The sequence below is a fragment of the Photorhabdus machadonis genome (genome assembly GCF_052657765.1).
This window is the reverse complement of sequence record NZ_CP199761.1, coordinates 1006902-1027504: the sequence shown is the minus strand read 5'-3', so window position 1 is coordinate 1027504 and position 20603 is coordinate 1006902. Positions and strand designations below refer to the sequence as shown.

At 41.4% G+C, this 20603-nt stretch carries 16 protein-coding genes and 7 pseudogenes; 11 read left to right on the top strand and 12 right to left on the bottom strand.

What is annotated here, in order from left to right:
• Window positions 1-37 precede the first annotated feature (37 nt).
• From ACUN2T_RS04965 to ACUN2T_RS04955, 3 genes and pseudogenes are all read right to left on the bottom strand, one after another.
• Window positions 38-1993 (bottom strand): bifunctional 2',3'-cyclic-nucleotide 2'-phosphodiesterase/3'-nucleotidase, encoded by a 1956-nt coding sequence (locus ACUN2T_RS04965; protein WP_445496514.1) that lies wholly within the window; start codon window positions 1991-1993, stop codon window positions 38-40.
• Window positions 1994-2164: 171 nt separating this feature from the next.
• The gene (locus ACUN2T_RS04960) at window positions 2165-2338 is read right to left on the bottom strand and encodes a hypothetical protein (RefSeq protein ID WP_445496513.1); all 174 of its coding nucleotides are present in this window, start codon (window positions 2336-2338) and stop codon (window positions 2165-2167) included.
• A gap of 214 nt (window positions 2339-2552) precedes the next feature.
• A pseudogene (locus tag ACUN2T_RS04955) lies at window positions 2553-2864 on the bottom strand (ROK family protein); the annotation flags it as partial.
• A 211-nt stretch (window positions 2865-3075) separates the two neighbouring features.
• On the opposite strand from ACUN2T_RS04955, the gene rdgC reads away from it, so the two are divergent.
• From rdgC to ACUN2T_RS04940, 3 genes and pseudogenes are all read left to right on the top strand, one after another.
• Complete coding sequence (gene rdgC, locus ACUN2T_RS04950; RefSeq protein ID WP_445496511.1) at window positions 3076-3987, top strand: recombination-associated protein RdgC; 912 nt, start codon at window positions 3076-3078, stop codon at window positions 3985-3987.
• A 499-nt stretch (window positions 3988-4486) separates the two neighbouring features.
• On the top strand, window positions 4487-5338 hold the full coding sequence (locus ACUN2T_RS04945) for a class I SAM-dependent methyltransferase (RefSeq protein ID WP_445496510.1): 852 nt from the start codon (window positions 4487-4489) through the stop codon (window positions 5336-5338).
• A 129-nt stretch (window positions 5339-5467) separates the two neighbouring features.
• Window positions 5468-5933, top strand: a pseudogene (locus ACUN2T_RS04940) (Fic family protein); the annotation flags it as partial.
• A gap of 137 nt (window positions 5934-6070) precedes the next feature.
• On the opposite strand, the gene ACUN2T_RS04935 reads toward ACUN2T_RS04940, so the two are convergent.
• From ACUN2T_RS04935 to ACUN2T_RS04910, 6 genes and pseudogenes are all read right to left on the bottom strand, one after another.
• Window positions 6071-7819, bottom strand: a complete 1749-nt coding sequence (locus tag ACUN2T_RS04935) for a GH39 family glycosyl hydrolase (RefSeq protein ID WP_445496508.1) — start codon at window positions 7817-7819, stop codon at window positions 6071-6073.
• A 269-nt stretch (window positions 7820-8088) separates the two neighbouring features.
• The gene (locus tag ACUN2T_RS04930; RefSeq protein WP_445496506.1) at window positions 8089-9843 is read right to left on the bottom strand and encodes a GH39 family glycosyl hydrolase; all 1755 of its coding nucleotides are present in this window, start codon (window positions 9841-9843) and stop codon (window positions 8089-8091) included.
• A 668-nt stretch (window positions 9844-10511) separates the two neighbouring features.
• A pseudogene (locus ACUN2T_RS04925) lies at window positions 10512-11396 on the bottom strand (IS5 family transposase); the annotation flags it as partial.
• Window positions 11397-11615: 219 nt separating this feature from the next.
• Window positions 11616-12290 (bottom strand): DUF799 domain-containing protein, encoded by a 675-nt coding sequence (locus ACUN2T_RS04920; RefSeq protein ID WP_445496504.1) that lies wholly within the window; start codon window positions 12288-12290, stop codon window positions 11616-11618.
• Window positions 12287-12646: a DUF4810 domain-containing protein gene (locus ACUN2T_RS04915; RefSeq protein ID WP_445496503.1), complete on the bottom strand. Its 360-nt coding sequence runs from the start codon at window positions 12644-12646 to the stop codon at window positions 12287-12289. The genes ACUN2T_RS04920 and ACUN2T_RS04915 overlap by 4 nt, the downstream gene beginning before the upstream one ends.
• A 21-nt stretch (window positions 12647-12667) precedes the next feature.
• Complete coding sequence (locus ACUN2T_RS04910; protein ID WP_445496502.1) at window positions 12668-13339, bottom strand: CsgG/HfaB family protein; 672 nt, start codon at window positions 13337-13339, stop codon at window positions 12668-12670.
• A 393-nt stretch (window positions 13340-13732) separates the two neighbouring features.
• On the opposite strand from ACUN2T_RS04910, the pseudogene ACUN2T_RS04905 reads away from it, so the two are divergent.
• A pseudogene (locus ACUN2T_RS04905) lies at window positions 13733-14227 on the top strand (peptidase T); the annotation flags it as partial.
• A gap of 186 nt (window positions 14228-14413) precedes the next feature.
• Here ACUN2T_RS04905 and ACUN2T_RS04900 read toward each other — a convergent pair.
• Both ACUN2T_RS04900 and ACUN2T_RS04895 read right to left on the bottom strand, forming a co-directional pair.
• Window positions 14414-14662, bottom strand: coding sequence for a hypothetical protein (locus ACUN2T_RS04900; RefSeq protein WP_445496501.1), 249 nt, complete (start codon window positions 14660-14662; stop codon window positions 14414-14416).
• 334 nt (window positions 14663-14996) lie between these two features.
• Window positions 14997-15776 (bottom strand): annotated as a pseudogene (locus tag ACUN2T_RS04895) (reverse transcriptase domain-containing protein); the annotation flags it as partial.
• 45 nt (window positions 15777-15821) lie between these two features.
• On the opposite strand from ACUN2T_RS04895, the pseudogene ACUN2T_RS04890 reads away from it, so the two are divergent.
• The 4 genes and pseudogenes from ACUN2T_RS04890 to ACUN2T_RS04875 all read left to right on the top strand — a co-directional run.
• Window positions 15822-15971, top strand: a pseudogene (locus tag ACUN2T_RS04890) (hypothetical protein); the annotation flags it as partial.
• Window positions 15972-16028: 57 nt separating this feature from the next.
• A complete protein-coding gene (locus tag ACUN2T_RS04885; RefSeq protein ID WP_445496500.1) occupies window positions 16029-16226 on the top strand; it encodes a hypothetical protein in 198 nt (65 codons plus the stop codon).
• Between the two features lie 27 nt (window positions 16227-16253).
• A complete protein-coding gene (locus ACUN2T_RS04880; protein ID WP_445496499.1) occupies window positions 16254-16433 on the top strand; it encodes a hypothetical protein in 180 nt (59 codons plus the stop codon).
• A gap of 14 nt (window positions 16434-16447) precedes the next feature.
• Window positions 16448-16585, top strand: a complete 138-nt coding sequence (locus tag ACUN2T_RS04875; RefSeq protein WP_445496498.1) for a hypothetical protein — start codon at window positions 16448-16450, stop codon at window positions 16583-16585.
• A gap of 74 nt (window positions 16586-16659) precedes the next feature.
• Here the strand turns inward: ACUN2T_RS04875 and ACUN2T_RS04870 are convergent.
• A pseudogene (locus ACUN2T_RS04870) lies at window positions 16660-16737 on the bottom strand (bacteriocin immunity protein); the annotation flags it as partial.
• A 272-nt stretch (window positions 16738-17009) separates the two neighbouring features.
• Between ACUN2T_RS04870 and ACUN2T_RS04865 the strand changes: the two are divergent.
• The 3 genes from ACUN2T_RS04865 (at window position 17010) to uhpC (ending at window position 20603) form a co-directional block, all read left to right on the top strand.
• Complete coding sequence (locus tag ACUN2T_RS04865) at window positions 17010-17642, top strand: response regulator (RefSeq protein ID WP_445496496.1); 633 nt, start codon at window positions 17010-17012, stop codon at window positions 17640-17642.
• Window positions 17639-19183, top strand: coding sequence for an MASE1 domain-containing sensor histidine kinase (locus ACUN2T_RS04860; RefSeq protein ID WP_445496494.1), 1545 nt, complete (start codon window positions 17639-17641; stop codon window positions 19181-19183). Before ACUN2T_RS04865 ends, ACUN2T_RS04860 begins: the two co-directional genes overlap by 4 nt.
• Window positions 19184-19271: 88 nt before the next feature.
• Window positions 19272-20603, top strand: a complete 1332-nt coding sequence (gene uhpC, locus ACUN2T_RS04855) for an MFS transporter family glucose-6-phosphate receptor UhpC (RefSeq protein WP_445496493.1) — start codon at window positions 19272-19274, stop codon at window positions 20601-20603.

Here is a 20603-nt window from a genome sequence, read left to right as displayed (position 1 = left end):
CCTGCCCAAACAAGGGCAGGCGACTATTAAAATAAGATTATTTTTTTCCAGTTAGATCAATTTGATACACCGCAAAACCGATATCATCGTTTTCCAAATATTTCACTGGATACTGAGAGAACGCTTTAATGAATTTCGCTGCTTTCTCACTGGGAGAAGTTTCGAAACGAATATCCAGTTTCTTATCAGTTTTGATTGGCATAATCGACCAGTTATGATCAGCCTTGGTCGCTACCATACCTTTCTCTTTAGACACGTTCACAATGTAAGAAGCCAGGATAGCGCGATTCTCATCCGGTGATGCGAATGCGATGTTATCTTCGCCTGTACCGGCGAATTTACCGCCATATGCACGATAATTATTGGTAGCAATTAGAAATTTAGCTTGAGGATCGATAGGCTTCCCCTGATAAGTCACTTCCTTGATACGGTTCGCCTCTTGATTGATGACCTGACAATCAACATCATATTTAGCGGGCTGAGTCAGATCAATCTTATAATTCACGCCACTCATCGTGTCGAAGTTATAAGTACGAAAACCGCTCCAGTTCAACAGATACTGAGGTTGAGTTGAATTTGGATCGATCTGGTTATACATGCCGGCAGAACACTCCAACCACTCAATCACATCAGCACCGGTTACCTTCACAACAGCCAGTGTGTTTGAATATAGATAGAGATCCGCCGCGTTACGGAACGTCAAATCACCTTTTTCAACTTCAACGAAGTCTGCGGGGGCATTCTTACGACCACCGACTTTGAAAGGTGCCGCCGCTGCCAGAACAGGAATATCCGCTAAATCCGGATCACCCTGAATAAAATGCCGCGCGTAATCTGCCTGTGCATCATTCACGATCTGGACTGTCGGATCGCTTTGGATCAAGGCAAGATAGCTGTACATGTTGGCAGAAGCTTTGCCAATCAATTTACCGACAAAACCCCGGGTTCCCTGATGAGCTTTCTCGATAATCTTCACTAACTCGCTATCGCGCCCAACCAGTGCTTTTTTACCCACTTTGTCATAAATCGGACGTGCTTCCGCTTTTGCTTCCGCCACCCTCCAGATCCCGCCATCATTGTTGATAACCATATCAACAACACCCAAATGATCACCCCACTGACCGGGCATGACGGCCGGAATACCATTAACCGTACCTCTGGCAACATCAACACCTTTAATGCCTGCAAATTCCTTACTTGGGAACACACCGTGCGCATGACCAAACATCATCGCATCAATACCTTCAACCTCACTCAGGTAATACACCGAGTTTTCAGCCATTGCCTTATAAGGTTCTTTGGCAAAGCCAGAGTGAGGAATAGCGATAATCAAATCTGCGCCCTCTTTTTTCATTTGAGGAACAAATTTTTTCGCGGTTTCAGTAATATCATTAACGACAACTTTCCCATCCAGATTGGGCTTATCCCAGATAGCAATCTGTGGTGGTACAAAACCGATATAGCCAACTTTAATGGTGTGATCTTTACCCTCTCGATCTTTCACTGGCGTATCAACGATAATATAAGGCGTGAAATAATTCTTACCGGTTTTAGCATCCATTATGTTGGCATTGATATAAGGGAATTTCGCCCCAGCAATGACTTTTTTCAGATAATCCAAACCAAAGTTAAACTCGTGGTTACCAAAGTTACCCACGGTATAACCCATTGTGTTCATTAATTGATGTGCTGGATGAGATTCCCCGTTCTTAAGTCCCTCTGCCGCCATGTAATCTGCCAGCGGACTACCTTGGATCAGGTCACCGTTATCGACCAGAATAGTGTTGGAGGCTTCTGCTTTGGCCGCTTTAATTAAATTCGCGGTACGTACCAAACCAAATTGCTCGGTGGATTTATCTTTGAAGTAATCAAAGTCAATCAGATTACTGTGAACATCAGATGTTTCCATTACCCGCAAGTCAACCGTTGCAGCATTGACATTAAATGCGACCAATAAGGCTAATGTGGAGACTTTCAACACATTCTTAACCATTTCACACCCCTTTTTAGGCTAGTTAAAGAGAACCTCAGCTCCCCTTATCACTTTCAACTTAGCAATACAGACGAGCTCCTGTTTCCAGAATAGTCTGTTTTTTATTCTCATAAGCTGGATTTGTCGCTGTGTGTGCCATCCTATGCCACTTCAACGAACAAACGCCGGCTATTAAACTGCAAAACGTTTATCTAAACCAACGGCGTAAGCCTGTTTTTTATAGTTAAAGGTCTTTGCATTTCTATCACGCAGATAGTAACCCGCACACACACACACACTAATTTCGATGCCATTCCAGTACCATGAAAATCGTGCCGCTTTCTCTGGTTTAAAAAAACATGACAAAAGTGACTGCGGCCAATACTGTATTCGCTGTTCCTGAAACAATGAGTTAATCAATCAAATTGGCTAAAGATTTCATGTTTTTTATAAGAAAATAACAATTATAACGACCTGCAATTAACAATTAATAAAAAATCATCTACAACAATATTAAACCAAGCAGCACCTCGCACACCACTCGAGTCCCCATGAACCGCTGTCCTGATCGGAGTGGCACATTCGCCACCCGCACTTCCCGTCCAAGCAGAGCGGAAATATCCTTATCCAAAACCTGCCCGTTAAGCCAGACAGAATTGGCATTCTTCACTTTTTGATTAAAAGGAAAAATCACGCCTGGAATGCCGATACCAACCAAGCCTTTCTGTCCGGTTGCCTGCTCTGCATCAGTCACCAGACCGGCAATAGCTTGTAATGTTTTCTGATAATTATCTCTGGGGGTATCAACCCGTTTTCGAAAAAGCGCTTTCCCCTGCTCGCCAAGAGCAATCACTTCAATCTTCGAGCCACCCAAATCTACACCTATACACATTAACTCACTTTTTATTCTGATATTTTGGCTGAAACAATTCATTACCCGCATCATTGACTGAGTTAAACAGACCATCAAGGCTAGATTACCTGGATTATATTCAGGATAAATTGACACAAGAGACTAGGGCTTACCTCTGTGATTCGTTATTATGCGGACTTATGTTTGAGATGCTCACCGATTAAATGAGCAAAAATATGGGGTAACTTCAATGTTGTGGTTCAAAAATTTAATGATTTACCGTTTAAACCGGGAAATTTCACTTTCTGCGGATGAACTGGAAAAACAATTAAGTCCGTTAGCGTTCACCCCATGTGGCAGTCAGGATATGGCGAAAACAGGCTGGGTACCGCCAATGGGTTCTCACAGCGACGCTTTCACCCATGTTGCGAATAATCAAATCCTGATTTGTGCCCGTAAAGAAGAGAAGATGTTGCCTTCACCAGTTATCAAACAAGCGCTACAGGCAAAGATTGAAAAACTGGAAGGAGAGCAACATCGCAAACTTAAAAAAACAGAGAAAGACTCTCTGAAAGATGAGATATTGCACACCCTGCTGCCACGAGCATTTAGCCGTTTCAGCCAAACTTATATCTGGATCGATATAGCCAATAATCTCATCATTGTTGACGCCGCCAGTGCTAAACGGGCCGAAGATAATTTGGCATTACTGAGAAAAAGCCTCGGTTCTTTACCTGTTGTTCCTCTGACATTTAAAGATCCAATCGAATTAACCCTGACAGAATGGGTACGTTCCGGTGATCTGCCGGCGGGCTTTGCTTTAATGGATGAAGCCGAACTGAAAGCTATTCTGGAAGAAGGTGGGGTAATCCGCTGTAAAAAACAGGATCTGGTTTCTGATGAAATCGCCACCCATATTGAAGCCGGAAAATGTGTTACCAAGCTAGCTCTCGACTGGGAAGAACGTATTCAGTTTATGTTGTCAGATGATGGTACTTTCAAACGCATAAAATTCAGTGATACCCTGCGCGAACAAAATGACGATATCGATCGGGAAGATTATGCCCAACGGTTTGATGCTGACTTTATTTTAATGGCCGGTGAATTAAGTGCGCTGATTAAAAACACCCTTGAAGCGCTGGGTGGCGAAGCGGAAAAATAACAGCAGCCCTTAAGCTATCTGCCGCTTTGGATTATTTTTCAGAGCGGCATTTTTATGCCTTTCTTAACTTTATACTTTAATTTTGAGAGAAATAAATTCAAAATTCCCTCAGCCATATTAATATGGTTTGGCAAGATTATCAGGGAATTAAGCTAACGACACCAGAGTGGTATAAGTTCTGACAACTGATTAAATAGCGCATTTTCCAGTAAGTATAATGTATGTATTTTCAGGTATAACTCATTGGATTCACTAAAAAAATAACAACGATACTTACTGTATAACCTAACAATGACTTAATATCGCCCTCTCAGTTTGAACCGCTATTATTTCTATAAGAAACCATAGTAAATGACATTATTAAATATAACATGTAACTGAATTTACATTCACTGATAATTTTCCCAAAACAGCGTTTTTAATTACCATTAAAATAAATATAATAATCCTGATTTTTTATTGTAATATTTTTCTTATCAGTCAACATAGGTAAAAACAGATGAATAAAGAATTACATGAAGCAAACCGTTTATCGTGGAATGCCGCTACTGTTGCCCATAACAGTCATAAAGGTGATCAGGCCGCTTTTTTCAGGCAAGGAGGCAATACACTCTATTCAGAAGAACTATCACTCCTGGGTGATATAAAAGGTCTAAATATCTTACACCTGCAATGTAATTCCGGTCAGGATACTTTAAGTTTGGCGCACCATGGCGCCAATGTAACCGGGGTCGATATTTCTGATGAAGCGATTAATTTCGCCCGTCAGTTATCCGCCGACAGCGGCATTCCGGCTCAATTTCACCGGGCTGATATTTTTGATTGGATGGAACAAGCCATTACAGAAAATCTGAAATTTGATCGGGTTTTCTGTTCATATGGTGTATTGGTTTGGATTTCTGATCTGAAAAACTGGGCCAAACTTATTTCACAATTATTAACATCAGAAGGGAAATTTGTACTAATTGAATTTCATCCGTTCGCCCTCTATTTTAATGCACAATGGAAGCCCCACTATGACTATTTCAGGGAAGGCGCAATAATGGAAGAAAATGGTGTTCACGATTATGTTGCTGAATCCACCGAAACTCTCTGTCCAGGAGGCATAATAGAAGAAGGTGTTAAAGATTTCCAAAATCCTCACCGCAGTTATGAATTTTACTGGGGAATCAATGAAGTGCTAAACGCTCTGATACAAGCAGGATTACGAATTGAACAATTTAATGAATACCCTTACTCGAATGGATGGGGTGGATTTGAAGGAATGCGTAATATCGGTGGCGGCAAAATGGTACAACCGGAAGGAATGCCTCGTATACCGCTGATGTATGGTGTGCTAGCAGGAAAATAATCGACAATCCGTGTGACAATCGCCAGTCTGTTGCTCACTATCACCTTACTGGCGATAATACCGACGTCTTTCAAAACCCAATAACAGAATTAAAGCTATTTACCATCTTTACCTCCACAGACAAACCGGGTTCCAAAACTGATAGCGGATCTTCTTTACTGGCTGAACTCTACGGATATTTATCCACTTATTGCCAGTTGTATCTTCCATTATGAATTTAAATTTATTCACCCGTTTGCTGATGGTAACGGCAGAATAGGCTGATTACTATCAAGCAATGAATCTCAGTACCCAACAAGTTGATTGTGCACCCTTTATTGAATTTATGTTGAACATGATACGTGACGCAATTCTGGAATCCACCCATCAGGTTACCCACCAAGTTAGACAATTAATTATAGCGTTGGCAGGAGAAATGAATCGTGAGCAACTTCAATTAGCGCTTGGATTAAAAGATCGTAGCTCATTCCGTCTACGCTATCTGCAACCCGCACTGGAAGCGGGATTGATTGAAATGAGTCACCCAGAAAAAACCAGCAGTCCATTACAACGTTATCGTTTGACAGAAAAAGGGTTGCATTTAAAACAACAATAAATTAACTCTCCAAACTATTCGTTATTATTAAACAGGCTCTTCTCAGAGCCTGACAGGTTAAAATAATTTTATTTCTTGATTTAACTTATTAACCAAACAGGAAAAAACTTGCCATAACATTTCCATTTTATATCAAACTAATGATAACTGAACTCTAATGAATATAATGTTACCGTCGAAGGAGTTGCTCCTTTATCTACCAGCGTTAGCTTATTATTAGATATAGAAACATTAATTTGGTTGGTCACCTCTGGTGGTGAAATTTGCTCCAACCCTCCACCTTCTTGAATACGGTACGCTTTAACTTTAAATTTTTTATAACCTATCTGATTAATCACCACGGTAAGGCCTTGGTCACTATTCATATAATCACGACTTTTAGCTCTCAACATATTATCATCCGGAAGTTTCTGAACAGGATCATGTTGCACTACCACATTATCAGGATGAATTGTCGTCGGATCAATGCCACCAAACCATTTATTCTTGCTCGATGTATCGGTTAATTGATTAAGTGATCGGCTAGTATCCAAATAATATTGTTGATATAAATAATCAGGTGCCGAATTACTATCTGAAAAATTCTTATCAACTTTATAATTTGCAGCTAAGATATTAACTTTATTACCTACTGCATTCTCAGTCGCCAAAACAGTTAATCCTGTTGAAAAATCCTTATTGCTACTTAAGATATAAGGTGTTTCAAACATTCTGGAAAATAGATAGAAGGATTGAGCTGAATAGGTACAAAAATTTTTAATGTTTGGATTTTTAGGGCTAGATTGATTGTTAAACAAACCAAAAGATAAGCCATCACCCCGATAATAATAAGCTCTATCGGCTTTGGTATATTGCATATAAATAAACGTGGAAGCAATATATGCCGCATTTTTATGGCTCTGCACTTTTGTATATGTATTTTTCGTCCCAATCGCGTTGGAATTCCACTCAGTACAGAAACTTTCTGCATCGGTAAAACCATAAGCTTTCAAACTTTGTTGAACCGCATTCCCCACGTCAATAATGTTTTGTGGGTCTCCAGTTATAACGTATCCATGCCAGGAAAAGAAATCTAACGGTACATCATTATCTTTACAATATCGTAAGAATCCATCCACATAATCTTCAATCTTACTATTAACAAACGCAATACCAGCACCACCTACTTTGACAGAAGGATCAACAGCTTTAATTATTCTTGCAATTTTTGCATATAATTCATAATATTTTTGAGGATCATCACTATTCCAGAAATAAAGTAAATCAGGTTCATTCCAAATTTGCCAATAAGTTATTTTTCTCGGCAAGCCGATTCTGGCATAGTTTACAGCATAGCGATTCACCAAGGTACCCACTAATATTGCATAAATATCAAAATCTTGTGGTATTTCATACCCCCCCTCACCGGAACGCCCAATACGAAACATGATTTGTCGCTGAATATTATAGGGATTCAGCTCTGCTTTATTATTCATAATATCGCGCAGATAAGCGTCAGTCATTTTATAATTAGCTTCTTTTAATGCAAGACTAATATCATGACTTCTCATCCCGGCAGCAGCATAGGGAAAAATGCTTCTGACATTTGAAATATCAGTAAATAATTTTTTAGCTTCGGGTTTATTTTCTTCTGGGACATTAACAATCATTTGACTCTGATCACTTAGTCTATCCACCTGGAAATAGTTATCCATATCGCCAATACCAAAACCATCATGAAGCCGTATATGCGTAATGCCCATCTGATTAAATTGATCATCTAAATCAGGGAAACCAGGTGCCAAAGATTTAGGCACACCATTCAAGCCATTAACCTCTTTAAGCAATGAGTGATGCCCAGCCGATAAATCTCGATAATTTTTATTGAATGAAAAAATTTTAGTCATAATAAACCTATAGATTAATTAAGAAATTACATTCTATAAATCAAAAACAATAATTTAATATAAAAAAACATGCAAACTCTCAATAGTAATCATTATATGTGTTCTGGATTAAATATATTCATGACAACTATTTACTATTAAAAAAGGCTCACTCCAGAGCCTTATTAATTAAAATAAACATCTGACACATAACTATAATTATTTTATTTTCCACTTAACAATATAATAAAGAATAAATAGCTTACTATAATATTTTAATTCCATAAGAGCTAATGATGACTTAGTTCTAATGAATATAATGTCACCGTTGAAGGTTTTGCCATTTTATCCACTAATGTTAATTTATTATTAGATATAGATACGGTAATTTGGTTAGTCACCTCTGGTGGTCTCATTCGTTCCAAAGATCCGCCTTCCTGAATACGATATGCTTTAACTTTAACTTTTTTACAACCGATATGATCAATCACCACAGTAACACCTTGATCACTATCAGTATAATCACGGCTTTTAGGTCTCAAAAGAGTATCAAGCGGAATCTGCTGTACCGGATCATTTTGCACTACTGCATTATTAGGATGAATTGTTGTAGGATTAACACCACCAAACCATTTATTTTTACTATAGGTATCCGTTAATTGGTCCAATGATCGGCTGCTATCAAAATAGTATTGTCGATATAAATCCGCAGGAACGGGCGCAACATTACTATCTGAAAAACGCTTGTCCACTTTATAATTTGCTGCAAGAATATTAATTTTATTACCTGATTCATTCTCGGTCGCCAAAACCGTTAAACCTGTTGAAAAATCTTTATAACCACTCAATATATAAGGTGTTTTTAACATTTTAGCAAAAAGACCAAAAGATTGAGCTGAATAGGTACAGAAATTTCTGACATTTGTATTGTTAGGGTTAGGTTGATCATTAAACAAGCCAAAAGATAAGCCATCTCCCCGGTAATAATGCGCCAGGTCAACTTTCGTATATTGCATATAAATAAGCGACGAAGCAATATATGCTGCATTTTTAGGACTCTGCACTTTTGTAAATGTATTTCTCGACCCAAAAGGACTGGAATTCCACTCAGTACAAATACTTTCTGTCTTGGTAAAGCCATAAGTATGCAAACTTTTCTGAATCGTATTCCCCATATCAATAATGTTTTGCGGGTCTCCAGTATCAACGTATCCATGCCAAGAAAAGAAATCTAATGGTACATTATTATTTTTACAATATCGAAAAAAACCATCAATATAATCACCTCCTGCATTATTACTAAACGAAATGCCAGCACCACCGACTTTAGCATCAGGATCAACAGCCTTAATCACTCTCACTATTTTTTCATATAATAGATAATATTTTTGTGGATCATCACTATTCCAGAAAAACAGTAAATCAGGCTCGTTCCAAACCTCCCAATAAATTATTTTTTTCGGCAGTCCAATGTTAGCATAGTTTATAGCATAACGATTCACCAAAGCTTTCACTAATATCGCATAAATATCAAAATTTTCTGGTATTTCATAACCGCCATCAAGAGAACGCCCAATACGAAACATGATTTGGCGCTGAATATTATCTGGATTCAGATCTGCTTGATTATTCAAAATATCGCGCAAATAAGCATCCGTCATTTCATAATTAGCCTCTTTTAATGCAAGATTAACATCATGATTTCTCATTCCAATAGCAGCATTGGGAAAAATACTTCTAACATTTGCAATATCAGAGACAAGTTTTTTAGCCGCTGGATGATTTTCCTCTGGAACATTGATAATCATTTGATTTTGATTATTTTTCCTATCCACTTGAAAATAATTATCCATATCACCAATACCAAAACCATCATGAAGCCGGAGATGTTTGATTCCCATCTGATTAAACTGATCATCTAAATCAGGGAAGCCAGGTGCCAGAGATTTAGGCAGCCCATTCATACCATTAACTTCCTTAAGACATGAGTTATGCCCCGCAGATAAATCTCGACGATTCTTATTAAAAGAAAAAATTTTAGTCATAATAAACCTCTATATTAATTAATATCTTATATTTTTATAAATCAAAAACAATATCAAAGAATAAATATATCTCTCTGACAATTCAATAATAATAAATGAAGCGAATACTTAGATAATAGTTAAATATCTCTTTTAACTACGCATTAAAGTTATCAGCTATTAATTTAAATTTATTTCATTAACCAATTAATTACATTGATATAATTATCAACGATAATAAGAACAACACTATAATTTACTTGATAATATCAGAGTTAAAATAATCACAAAAATAAAGTTCCCAGTAAGAAATTGATAATAATCATAATAAAATAGCATAAAGTAAAACAATATAGCCATTAGATTTTACCAATAAATATATAATTGCAAGTCATTAATACATGCTGTAAATATACTTTGGATATTAGTTATTTAATAAAACCCCTTGCGGTTTTAAATTATCTATTACTAAGCAATATTAAAAAAATAAAAACAAATGACTATATTCATAATAATTGCAATACTAAGAACCTATCCCAAAAGGAATTGTCATATTCTATGATGAATAATTTCGAAAGGTATAGAGAGGGGAACCTCTAAAAACCCCTCAAAAAAACAAAATCAATTTTTTCCCCATCCGTAATAAAATTGACCTTATTGAACGCGATGCATTCTGACTTTTTCAAGGATTAAAAGGCATGAATGCCGGATTTTCCAAAATAAGTTAAACGCTGTAAATCATAGCAGGTTGCCTTTAGCGTCATCACAAAATTGGCTCGTAACTGGCCTACCGTTCGGATACATTTTTCACCCATCTGAGCGAAAGCACCAAAGATATGTTCTACCCGTGCCCGGGTTTTTGCTATTTTCTTATTTCGCCCTTTTTGGCAGTCTGATAACGGTTTATTGCGTGATGCTTTCCTCTGAATATGGACACGATAGTCCGGTTCTTTCAGTGCCCGTTCACGCATCTGGCTGGCATACCCTTTATCCGCGTAAATATCCCGACGGGTATTTGACCTATCCAAAACAGTTTCAAAAAATTGGCTATCATGGACAGCCGCCGTTCCTGTCGCGATGTGACGGATCACTTTATATTTTACATCGATATTAATGGTGAGTTTATAGCCAAAATAGCTTTTACCGTGCTTTTTCGTCCAGGTTGCGTCGGTATCTTTCTGACATCGCTTGTTTGCCGTCCAGTTATCCGGGGTTTTACCCTGACGGATTTGTTTATTCTCTTCCTTCTTATTGTGCTGCTTAGGCACGGGGAGCAACGTGGCATCAATGATTTGTCCCCCTCTGGGAATGAATCCCTGTGCCGAAAGTTGATGCTTCGCTTCTTCAAACAATGCACTGGCACCGGCTTGCCCAATCCGTTTTTCAAAACACCAAATCGTGTTACGGTCTGGAATATTAATGACATCGGTCAGACGACAAAAACGTTGCCAGCGCATTCGGTCAAGTAATTGATATTCCATCTTTTCATCGGAAAGATTATGGAAATGTTTCAGGATAATGATGCGAACCATCACCTCAGTCGGGAACGGTGGGCGCCCGCCTTTGGGAGCAATAGCAGCTTGGCATTTTTCATGGAGTGGTGTCGCTCTCAGCGGCGGCGGATGCGCACTATTAGCAACTATTTTGGTTCTGTTTGGCACGAAACGTCTGGTATAACCGCGCTCAGAAATAGAAACCGAAAATTAAAGAAATATGGGTGTTTTTGGAAAACAACTTAAATAAAAATATAATAGTGAGCAGGGTGTTATACCTGCCCATTATTACCATTCACACTAATTAGAGATCAAATGCGTTTCTTTACCATAATTCTCAGAACGGGGACCATAAAGTAAATCGCGACTTCCGCCGGCTGTCAGTAAGCGATGACTTGTAATGCCCGCAATCTCATGACCTTTATCCATAATCGTATTGGCGATTTGTGAAACAACCGCAGACACCAACATTCCAATAAGGCCATTATTCGAGTTATTTTGATTTTCAGTTGATGAAGCAATGGCCATGCCACTCCACAGTTGCTTGCCACTACGCAGATCCACCAGCCTGGCCGAAGCCGTTACACGGGTATCACTGTTGATAATCTGATATTGCGTGCCGTACTCTTCAATATCCAGATATAGGGCGGAATCTGCACCAAAAATATCATGCAGTTTTTTATAGCTGATATTCTGAACATCCTGCGCCACTGTCACCCCATTTTGCTGAAATGTCTCTTCCACCACAGCAACCGGAAAAACATAATAACCCGATTCTGCCAATGGATAAGTCACTTGAGATATCAGGCTGTGACCTGCTTTGACTTCCAGAGATTTATTCACTGCCGGCAATACCAGAATGGATTTTGGCTTGCTCTCTTTAAATGCGGTGTAATCATAAGGAACAGATTTATTGCTACACCCAGTCAGCACAAACGCAGCCAATAGACTTAACGCCACGAGAATACGGTTCATTGCATAGTTCCTTTATTTTTACTTAATAAAAAGTCCATAAATGGCGCTGATTCAGGAAACAGTTTCTTCTCTGCTTCAAACTGATGGAACGCGTCTGAAACACGACCAGTTTTGCTATACAGCAAGCCCATCTGTGCATGCAACCCAGGCGGTACAGGTTTATCTTTCGCTTTTGCTTTTTCAATCACTTGCTGCAAAGCCTGTAACTGCTCCTCAAACCCCATCTTATCCTGCTGATAATACTGATAAACTGTAGGTTCGTACTTATCCCATTCATAAATCGTTTTTGGCTGAGTCGCACAACCCGCCAGGGCCATAGCTGCCAACAATAAGCCCGCTTTTTTCATTAATACCATGAGAATATATCCCTATGTTTCTTAGTTAGAAGGTTTCCATGCACCCGTTTCAATATTTTCAACCAGGCTGTTTACCGCTTCACGAATTGCCAGATCCAGCACTTTACCATTCAGCGTGGAATCATAGCTGGCAGTTCCACCAAAGCCGATAATTTCACGGTTGGATAATTTATATTCACCTGCGCCTGCCACAGAGAAAACTACTTCAGAAGTTTCCACATTCACCACATTCAACATGACTTTAGAATAAGCCACTTGTGATTTACCGCGCCCCAACAGGCCCCATAACTGATGATCGCCAACTTCTTTACGGCCAAATTCAGTCACATCACCGGTAATAACGTAGGTAGCCCCTTTCAGCTTCTGTGATTTACCTTGTAAACCCGCTTCTGTTTTCAGTTCCGTCATGTTAGTACGTTCCAGAACAGTAAAGCGCCCGGTCTGCTGTAAGTGTGTGATTAAAATCGTTTTAGATTGATTACCGAGACGATCAACGCCGTCAGAAAAAATCCCGTTTTGATAACTGGAACGGTTTTCAAACTTACCGATAGCAATTGGACTGCGCACACCTTGATATACGGTGTTATAAGAATTCACTTTTTGCACCTGAACGGTATTGGAAGATTCCGTTGCACACCCTGATAATATTGCCGAAGCCAAACAAATTGAAGATAAAACCAACTTACTCTGCATAAAACCTATTCCTTCGAAAAATGATTAGTCTATCCGCCTAAAATACAAAAATAGGAAGATGACACATTCCATTAAAAATTTATTCATATCAAAAATTATTATGAATAAGCTTGAGCTATGTGACCAGAATTTTATGCTAAAAAAATAAAAAACCATTCGTTACATCACACTTTCATTATTAAATTTTATTCTCCTAGCGAATAAAGTCACATTAACTTAAATTATAATTTAAATATTTTATTAATATTTATACTGTTAATGAAATTATTGGCATTTGATATCAAAAACATCTATTTGTTGATGATGAAATATCGTTCAAAAATAATCAATTAATTAAGTAAAACAAGTAAAACAGGAATATCTCTGTACATAACCAACATAATGGAGAAAAACATGAATATTGTTGATCGTTTTATTTCTTATACCAAAATCAATACCACTACCAATAGCAAGCAAGGGGCAGCAGGTATTATGCCCTCCTCTGAAGGTCAGAAGGTATTAGCCGAAAAATTAGGGAAAGCGCTCGAACAACTGGGATTACAGAATATTATTGTACGTGATACCGCAATTGTCACTGCAACTCTGCCCACCAATGTGGACTATTTCGTCCCGACAATCGCATTTTTCGGTCACCTTGATACCAGTGCCGAGCTGACCAATGATACCAAAGCGCAAGTCTTACCCTATAACGGTGGCGATCTCTGCCTGAATAACGAGCTGAATATTTACCTGCGCCAAAGTAAATTCCCTGAGTTAGAAAACTACATTGGTGACGATATTATTGTGACTGACGGCACCAGCCTACTGGGTGCAGATAATAAAGCCGCTCTAGCCGCCATTGTGAACATGTTGCAATACTTCCGGCAAAATCCTGATGTTAAACATGGCACACAAATACATTGCCATGTTGCCAGGAGGTGAGGCCCCTGAATATACCGAAAGCCGGGAGCAAGTGCTGCTACCCGGCTATCTCCTGCATAGATTGCTTCACAAATTCTGCAAATGGTTTCACGTTCTTTCCTACCGAAGCCGATTCCAGCGCCGATAGATACTGTGTTCTATTTTTAAGCTTAATCACCGTCCAGGGGTATCCACCGAAGATAAGCGCTCGATTAACTCTGGCGTAACCTTGTAACCTTCGATAGATAGCGAGTTGTAGGCATCGCTCACATAGAGACGGCTCATCATCGCGTGAGTCTCTTCGATTGAGCGCCCAAAGAAGTCAAAAGGGGGTGGGAAGCCGTCAAACGGGTTAACCCGCTTAACGCCGTCAAAACCAGCGCCTTCCATGATGGCTTGTAGTTTCCGACTTTCGGCTTTCATCTTTAATTGTTCGTAAGCGCCAATTGAATATTTAAGGAATTAGCTCTGAAAGTTTGTGGGCCAGTTTCAACTAACGCACTTTTTTACGCTCTTGCATTTCTAGCTGTTGCGCTAAGATCCAGAAATAAAAGGGGATTGGCGTGCGCTGCAACACGAGCTTCTAACTCAAATATATCGCAATCTTGCTGCCAACAATTTCATAACATAATAATAAAACAATATTAGGGATCTGAGGTGAGTAGACCCGCCGGTTACCCGGACGGGCCCCTCCTCAGAACCGGACTTGCGGAACTACCGCATCCGGCCCCCGACAGATCAGTGCCCCCACACATATTCAGCAAGTCTGGAACATTGACTGAGTTCTCCATCGCGATGGATATCCCCGCATTTTCAGGATCAGATCCAGCTTTTCCCATGTCATTGGGTGTCGGCCACCTTTACGGGTGAACCACCTGTAGATGATCCGCCTGCTCTGGTAGATGAACTGCCCCACACGTCTTTTGTTATCTGAGATACCATGGTAATTAATCCACCCACGCACTACCCGAATAACTGTGTTCAGGATCTGCCTTCTGTTGGTGCTGAGGTTCCTCCACAGGAAGTCTCTCAGGCCTTCCAGCTTGGCCGCGAAGCGGTCCTTCCGACTGGTATATTTCAGCCGCCAGTACCCTTTGCGTGTTCTTCCCCAGTAGCAGGTAAACCCCAGAAAGTTGAACGTCGGAAGACGTTCTCTCCTCTGATTTGCCCTCATCGCCGCCACGTGACCCGCAGCGAGAAGCTGCGATTTGTCTTCGTGAAGTTCGAGGCCAAACCGGCCCAGTCTTTTCCACAGCGCGCTGTAAAAGCGTTTAGCCTCATGCTGGTACTCGAAAGTAAATACCATATCGTCTGCATATTTGACCATGTCTGCCTTCCCCCGAATATGCGAACGGCTGATTTCAGCAAACCATTCATCTATCACATGGTGAAGGTAGATATTGGCAAGTACCGGAGACAATATGGAACCCTGAGGACAGCCGATATCATTACTGTGTGATTTACCATCTTCCAGAACGGGTGCGGTTATCAGCACTTCAATCAGCCTGAGAAAACGGCGATCTGATATTTTCTTCCGGAAACCTGTTGCCGGCCAGTTGAGCAACCTGTCGGCTTCCACAATCTGTTCAATTTCGGGGGTATCACGTTCACCATTCGGTTTCGGCTCGGATACTTCGCTGTCTACAAGACAAGGAAAGAGCAGCTGGTTGCCCTGCGTGAGCGCTGGGAAGAAACTTGCAATCACCATCTGGCGCTGGCTCAGCGTCCTGAGCGTGTCGATATGCGCAGCTATGCCAAGCAGGGGTTAGATCTTGTGTCGGAGAAAAAAATGCTGCCCAGTGAATGGCGAAGACCGAAAGAGCGTAATGCCATCATTGAATATCGGCATATCCGCCGTGATCAGATAAACAGCCAGCAGGTTGTTCAACTGATGGAAAAACAAGACAAAATAGAGTATTCACCTGAAATTACCCGAGACATGCTTCATTTTCAGTGTAAATACGATATTTTCAATGGAATTAGGTAATTTAAAGAAAATTATCAGCAGGATAAATTGCGGCAGGCGCAGGAAGAACAAAAGCGCCTTGAAGAGCAAAAACAGCTGGAAGAGCGGGCAAGGTTGTTGAACAAGCAACAGCTAGAACACGAGCGGCAGGTGCGACAACGTGCCGAGCAGGAAAAGAAACCACAACAGCGCCAACATCACTCCCCTGGGCGGGGTTTTAGTCGGTAACCGCAGAGGCAAACATGAAAAAAGAACTCACAGAATTTGAAAAAATTGCAGGTTATCTCTCCGTGCTGGAAGGACAGCAAGAGGTTGTCATTGGCTTGATGACTGCGGCAGGCGAGAATCAAGGCACTGTCGCTGATATCATCATTTCATAAAATAATAACCGGACTTGTTCGATTTTATCTATCTACGTGAATAGACCGGTTAAAGTCATAATTTGAATTTATTGCTAATTTTTAAAGTCAGGCTTGCCATTTTTAGCTCGCCATTCTTTTACCACTTTAAGTACACCTTCGGGGCTATCTTCGGTACCTATTCACACTTTCATCGAAATTGATGTTAAAGCAATACGCAAAGCAACTGGCCTGAAATAGCAGGAATTTGCCCGCACTCTATTTATCAGTTGATCACAAACGCATAGTTAACAAACAATCCCTTCCACTTATCTACTTAATTATCACCCTACAATTTGCTAAATCTGTTAGCTTTCTTACAGATTGAGTTGATTAATTTGCACAACCTGCCTTTCCTGCACATCATGGAACTTATTGTATTAATAATGACTTCTTAACAAAAGCTATGATTAAAGTTGCACTTATTGACGACCATGTAGTCGTCCGTTCCGGCTTTGCCCAATTACTAACGCTTGAACATGATTTTGAAATTGCCGGGCAATACGCCAGTGCCAGCGAGGCCTGGTTGGATTTACTCAGAAACCCGATTGATGTGGCGGTGATGGACATCGCTATGCCGGATGAGAGCGGTTTGCACCTGCTCGCCCGGTTACGGCAAAAACGGCCTGATTTTCGCACCATTATTCTCAGCACTTATGACACCACCGCATTTGTACAAAGCGCGTTGGATGCCGGAGCCTGCGGCTATCTCACCAAACGATGTGGCCCGGAAGAGTTGGTACAGGCAGTGCGCTCGGTACATAAAGGCGGTTTCTATCTGTGTGCTGATGCCCTGAAAGCCCTGCGTCAGACACCACAAGAAGTTAAAGCACTGCAAACCCTGACGCCCAGAGAACGGGAGATATTTGATCTGCTCATCAATGGCATCACGGTTAAAGCTATCGCCGAACAACTTAATCTCAGTCATAAAACTGTTCATGTTCATCGTGCCAATATTCTTGGCAAATTGCAGTGCGAGAGCACGATCGAGCTGGTTCATTACGCCCTGCAACATCAGATTCTGACAGGTAACGCATGAACGGAGGATCACGATTTGGCCTGTTATCACTATTCCTGCTGATTTTTTATTCGTTGAGCTGGCTTGCTCTGTGGACCATCAGCTTCTACCTGAATGACAATGGGCAACAGGCTGCACTGCTGCTGCCACAAGGGTTACGGCTGGCGCTGCTTGTTCTGCTGGGACGTCGCTACCTGCCAACCCTGTTAGCAACCGAGGTTATCATCTTGCTATGGCTTGATAGCGAGCAGCTTATTACTCACAATATTATTCTGTTATCGCCATTTCTCAGCCTGATACCTGCCTTTATGGTACAGCGGATCTGGTGGCGCTATACCTTGTATTGGCAACGGCTCTCTATTTTGCTGGCAGCCGTAGCCGCCAATAGTGTGTTACAGGCTGCCTGTCTGGGATTTTCTCTGACTGCCAGTGCCAGCCATCTGTTTCTTACCTCTTTGACCGGCGGTGTTTTACTATCACCTTTTGTTTATCTGATCTATGAATATCTGCGTCAGCAACATCTGAGAAATATGCTGGAACCTGACCATCCGGATCCACAGTTACGTACTTCACTGCTGATGTGGTGCTGTCTGTTCTGCTTGCTGGGGTTGAGCGCTCAGATCTTTATGTCACCGGAAATTGAGCGGCTTTTGGTGATCCTAATATTTATTCCCAATGTGTTTATGGCCTATCGCTATGGCTGGCAAGGTGGCGTATTGGCAGCGTTACTGGGCAGCTTGATGATAACGTCAGCCCGGCAATTCAGTGGCGCTTTTCACGATTTACGCGAATTGGAGATGTTCCTGACCATTCAGGCGCTATTAGGAATAGGGCTTGGAATAGCCATCAGCCGTCAACAACAACTCGCTGAAAACCTGCAACGCTACCGCGAATTATTGGAGCAGGAGTTAACCGCCCGCCATATTCTGATGCAGAAACTGGTTCACACAGAAGAAGATATTTGCAAAAGTATTGCCCGCGAGTTACATGACGAAATTGGGCAAAATATTACTGCTATCCAAATTCAGGCAACACTGGTAAAACGCACTGCCACCACCCCGGCAATAGCAATGATCGCAGAGCAAATCAATCATCTTGCCCAACAAATCCATCAATCCACCCGTCAATTACTGCGCCAATTGCGACCGCCAGTGCTGGAAGAGATGTCTTTAGAAAAAGCGCTCCACCATTTAATCAATGAGTTTGCTTTTCAACAGCAGGGGATTGATTGTCAGCTGAATTATCAACTTCCCCAAAATCCAGCGAATGAAACGGTGGTCTTTACCCTTTATCGCTTAATTCAGGAGTTACTGAACAATATCAGCAAACATGCCAAAGCGACCCGCATCAATATCACGCTGCGGCAACGCAAGGATGTGATCGAACTCAGAATCAGTGATAACGGCATCGGTATCACTGAAGATAAAAGGAAAGGCGGATTTGGCCTCCAGGGGATTGAAGAGCGTATCCGGGCACTAGGCGGAGACTGGCAGTTAAACAACGATAACGGCTCTCGCATAATTGTTAACCTGCCCACAAATTCTGATGAAAATCAAGCATAACTAAGAATTACTCCTAGTTACCTAAAACCTTATCCCATTCATTTTCATTAATATTTCTTTACATTCCCTTTTCATGGAGGAGCCGCATATGCAAACCACCAGCCAGGAACAAGTTTCACAACGTTATCGCTACTGGCGCAGCCGTTTGCTGATTTCCATGATTATTGGCTATGCCGCATTTTATCTGACACGAAAAAGCTTCAACTTTGTTATGCCGGTCATGCAGTTGGAACTGGGGCTGGATAAAGGGGATATCGGCTGGATAACCAGTCTGTTTTATCTGGCTTACGGCGGCTCAAAATTTGTTTCCGGTGTATTCCATGATCGCACCGGCTATCGCGGGTTTATGGGGACCGGATTAGTGATGACGGGCGTGCTGAACATTATTTTCGCTTTTTGTTCATCATTTCCTGCACTACTGATTATCTGGACCCTGAACGGCTTCTTTCAGGGCTGGGGATGGCCGCCCTGTGCCAGATTACTGACACACTGGTACTCCCGCAATGAACGGGGTTTCTGGTGGGGATGCTGGAATATCTCCATCAATGTCGTCGGTGTCACTGTCCCGATGCTGTCAGCTTTTCTGGCGACGACTTACGGCTGGCAAACGGCGCTGATGATGCCGGGAATTATCGGTATTTTACTGGGTATCTGGCTCTGCCATCAATTATGCGACATACCACAAAGGCAAAATTTACCCAGTGTAGGGCACTGGCGGCAGGATTCACTGGAGCTTCGGCACGAGCAGCTATCGCCCCCGATGCCGATGATGCAGATACTGCGGGACACAATACTGATTAACAGAACTATCTGGTTATTAGGACTCTCCTACATTCTGGTCTACCTCATCAGAATGGCGATTAATGACTGGGGAAATCTGTGGTTGTCAGAAACACATGGCGCCAATCTGCTCAGTGCCAACGCAACACTCTCGCTGTTTGAGCTGGGCGGTTTGACAGGCGCACTTTTTTCCGGCTGGGGAGCTGATTTACTGTTCCGTGGTCAACGCGCCCCGATGATTTTACTGTTTGCTCTGGGGTTGTTTATCTCTGTCACCGCATTGTGGCTAATGCCCATTCATCACTATGCGCTGTTGGCAGTCTGTTTTTTCAGTATCGGTTTTTTTGTATTTGGCCCGCAAATGCTGATTGGGCTGGCGGCAACAGAATATTGCCATAAACAAGCCGCCGGAACGGTCACTGGTTATCTGGGGTTGTACGCCTACCTGGGCGCTGCAATGGCAGGCTGGCCGCTAAGTCAGGTCGTTGCACACTATGGCTGGTCAGGGATGTTTGCCCTGCTCACCCTCGCAGCCGCCATGATGGGTTTGCTGTTGATGCCACTGTTAATGGCAGACGTCAGTAAAAGGGAACATATGGCAGGGGTAGCATCGCTACTTTCTAATGATAAGAAGTTCTGA

Bases quoted from the DNA above. Each gene is read 5' to 3' on its own strand.
- rdgC (WP_445496511.1), top strand. From the start codon at position 3,076: ATGTTGTGGTTCAAAAATTTAATGATTTACCGTTTAAACCGGGAAATT.
- ACUN2T_RS04945 (WP_445496510.1), top strand. From the start codon at position 4,487: ATGAATAAAGAATTACATGAAGCAAACCGTTTATCGTGGAATGCCGCT.
- ACUN2T_RS04885 (WP_445496500.1), top strand. From the start codon at position 16,029: ATGCTGCCCAGTGAATGGCGAAGACCGAAAGAGCGTAATGCCATCATT.
- ACUN2T_RS04915 (WP_445496503.1), bottom strand. From the start codon at position 12,646: ATGGTATTAATGAAAAAAGCGGGCTTATTGTTGGCAGCTATGGCCCTG.
- ACUN2T_RS04935 (WP_445496508.1), bottom strand. From the start codon at position 7,819: ATGACTAAAATTTTTTCATTCAATAAAAATTATCGAGATTTATCGGCT.
- ACUN2T_RS04865 (WP_445496496.1), top strand. From the start codon at position 17,010: ATGATTAAAGTTGCACTTATTGACGACCATGTAGTCGTCCGTTCCGGC.
- ACUN2T_RS04910 (WP_445496502.1), bottom strand. From the start codon at position 13,339: ATGCAGAGTAAGTTGGTTTTATCTTCAATTTGTTTGGCTTCGGCAATA.
- ACUN2T_RS04920 (WP_445496504.1), bottom strand. From the start codon at position 12,290: ATGAACCGTATTCTCGTGGCGTTAAGTCTATTGGCTGCGTTTGTGCTG.
- ACUN2T_RS04930 (WP_445496506.1), bottom strand. From the start codon at position 9,843: ATGACTAAAATTTTTTCTTTTAATAAGAATCGTCGAGATTTATCTGCG.
- ACUN2T_RS04875 (WP_445496498.1), top strand. From the start codon at position 16,448: ATGAAAAAAGAACTCACAGAATTTGAAAAAATTGCAGGTTATCTCTCC.
- ACUN2T_RS04965 (WP_445496514.1), bottom strand. From the start codon at position 1,993: ATGGTTAAGAATGTGTTGAAAGTCTCCACATTAGCCTTATTGGTCGCA.
- ACUN2T_RS04900 (WP_445496501.1), bottom strand. From the start codon at position 14,662: ATGAAAGCCGAAAGTCGGAAACTACAAGCCATCATGGAAGGCGCTGGT.
- ACUN2T_RS04860 (WP_445496494.1), top strand. From the start codon at position 17,639: ATGAACGGAGGATCACGATTTGGCCTGTTATCACTATTCCTGCTGATT.
- uhpC (WP_445496493.1), top strand. From the start codon at position 19,272: ATGCAAACCACCAGCCAGGAACAAGTTTCACAACGTTATCGCTACTGG.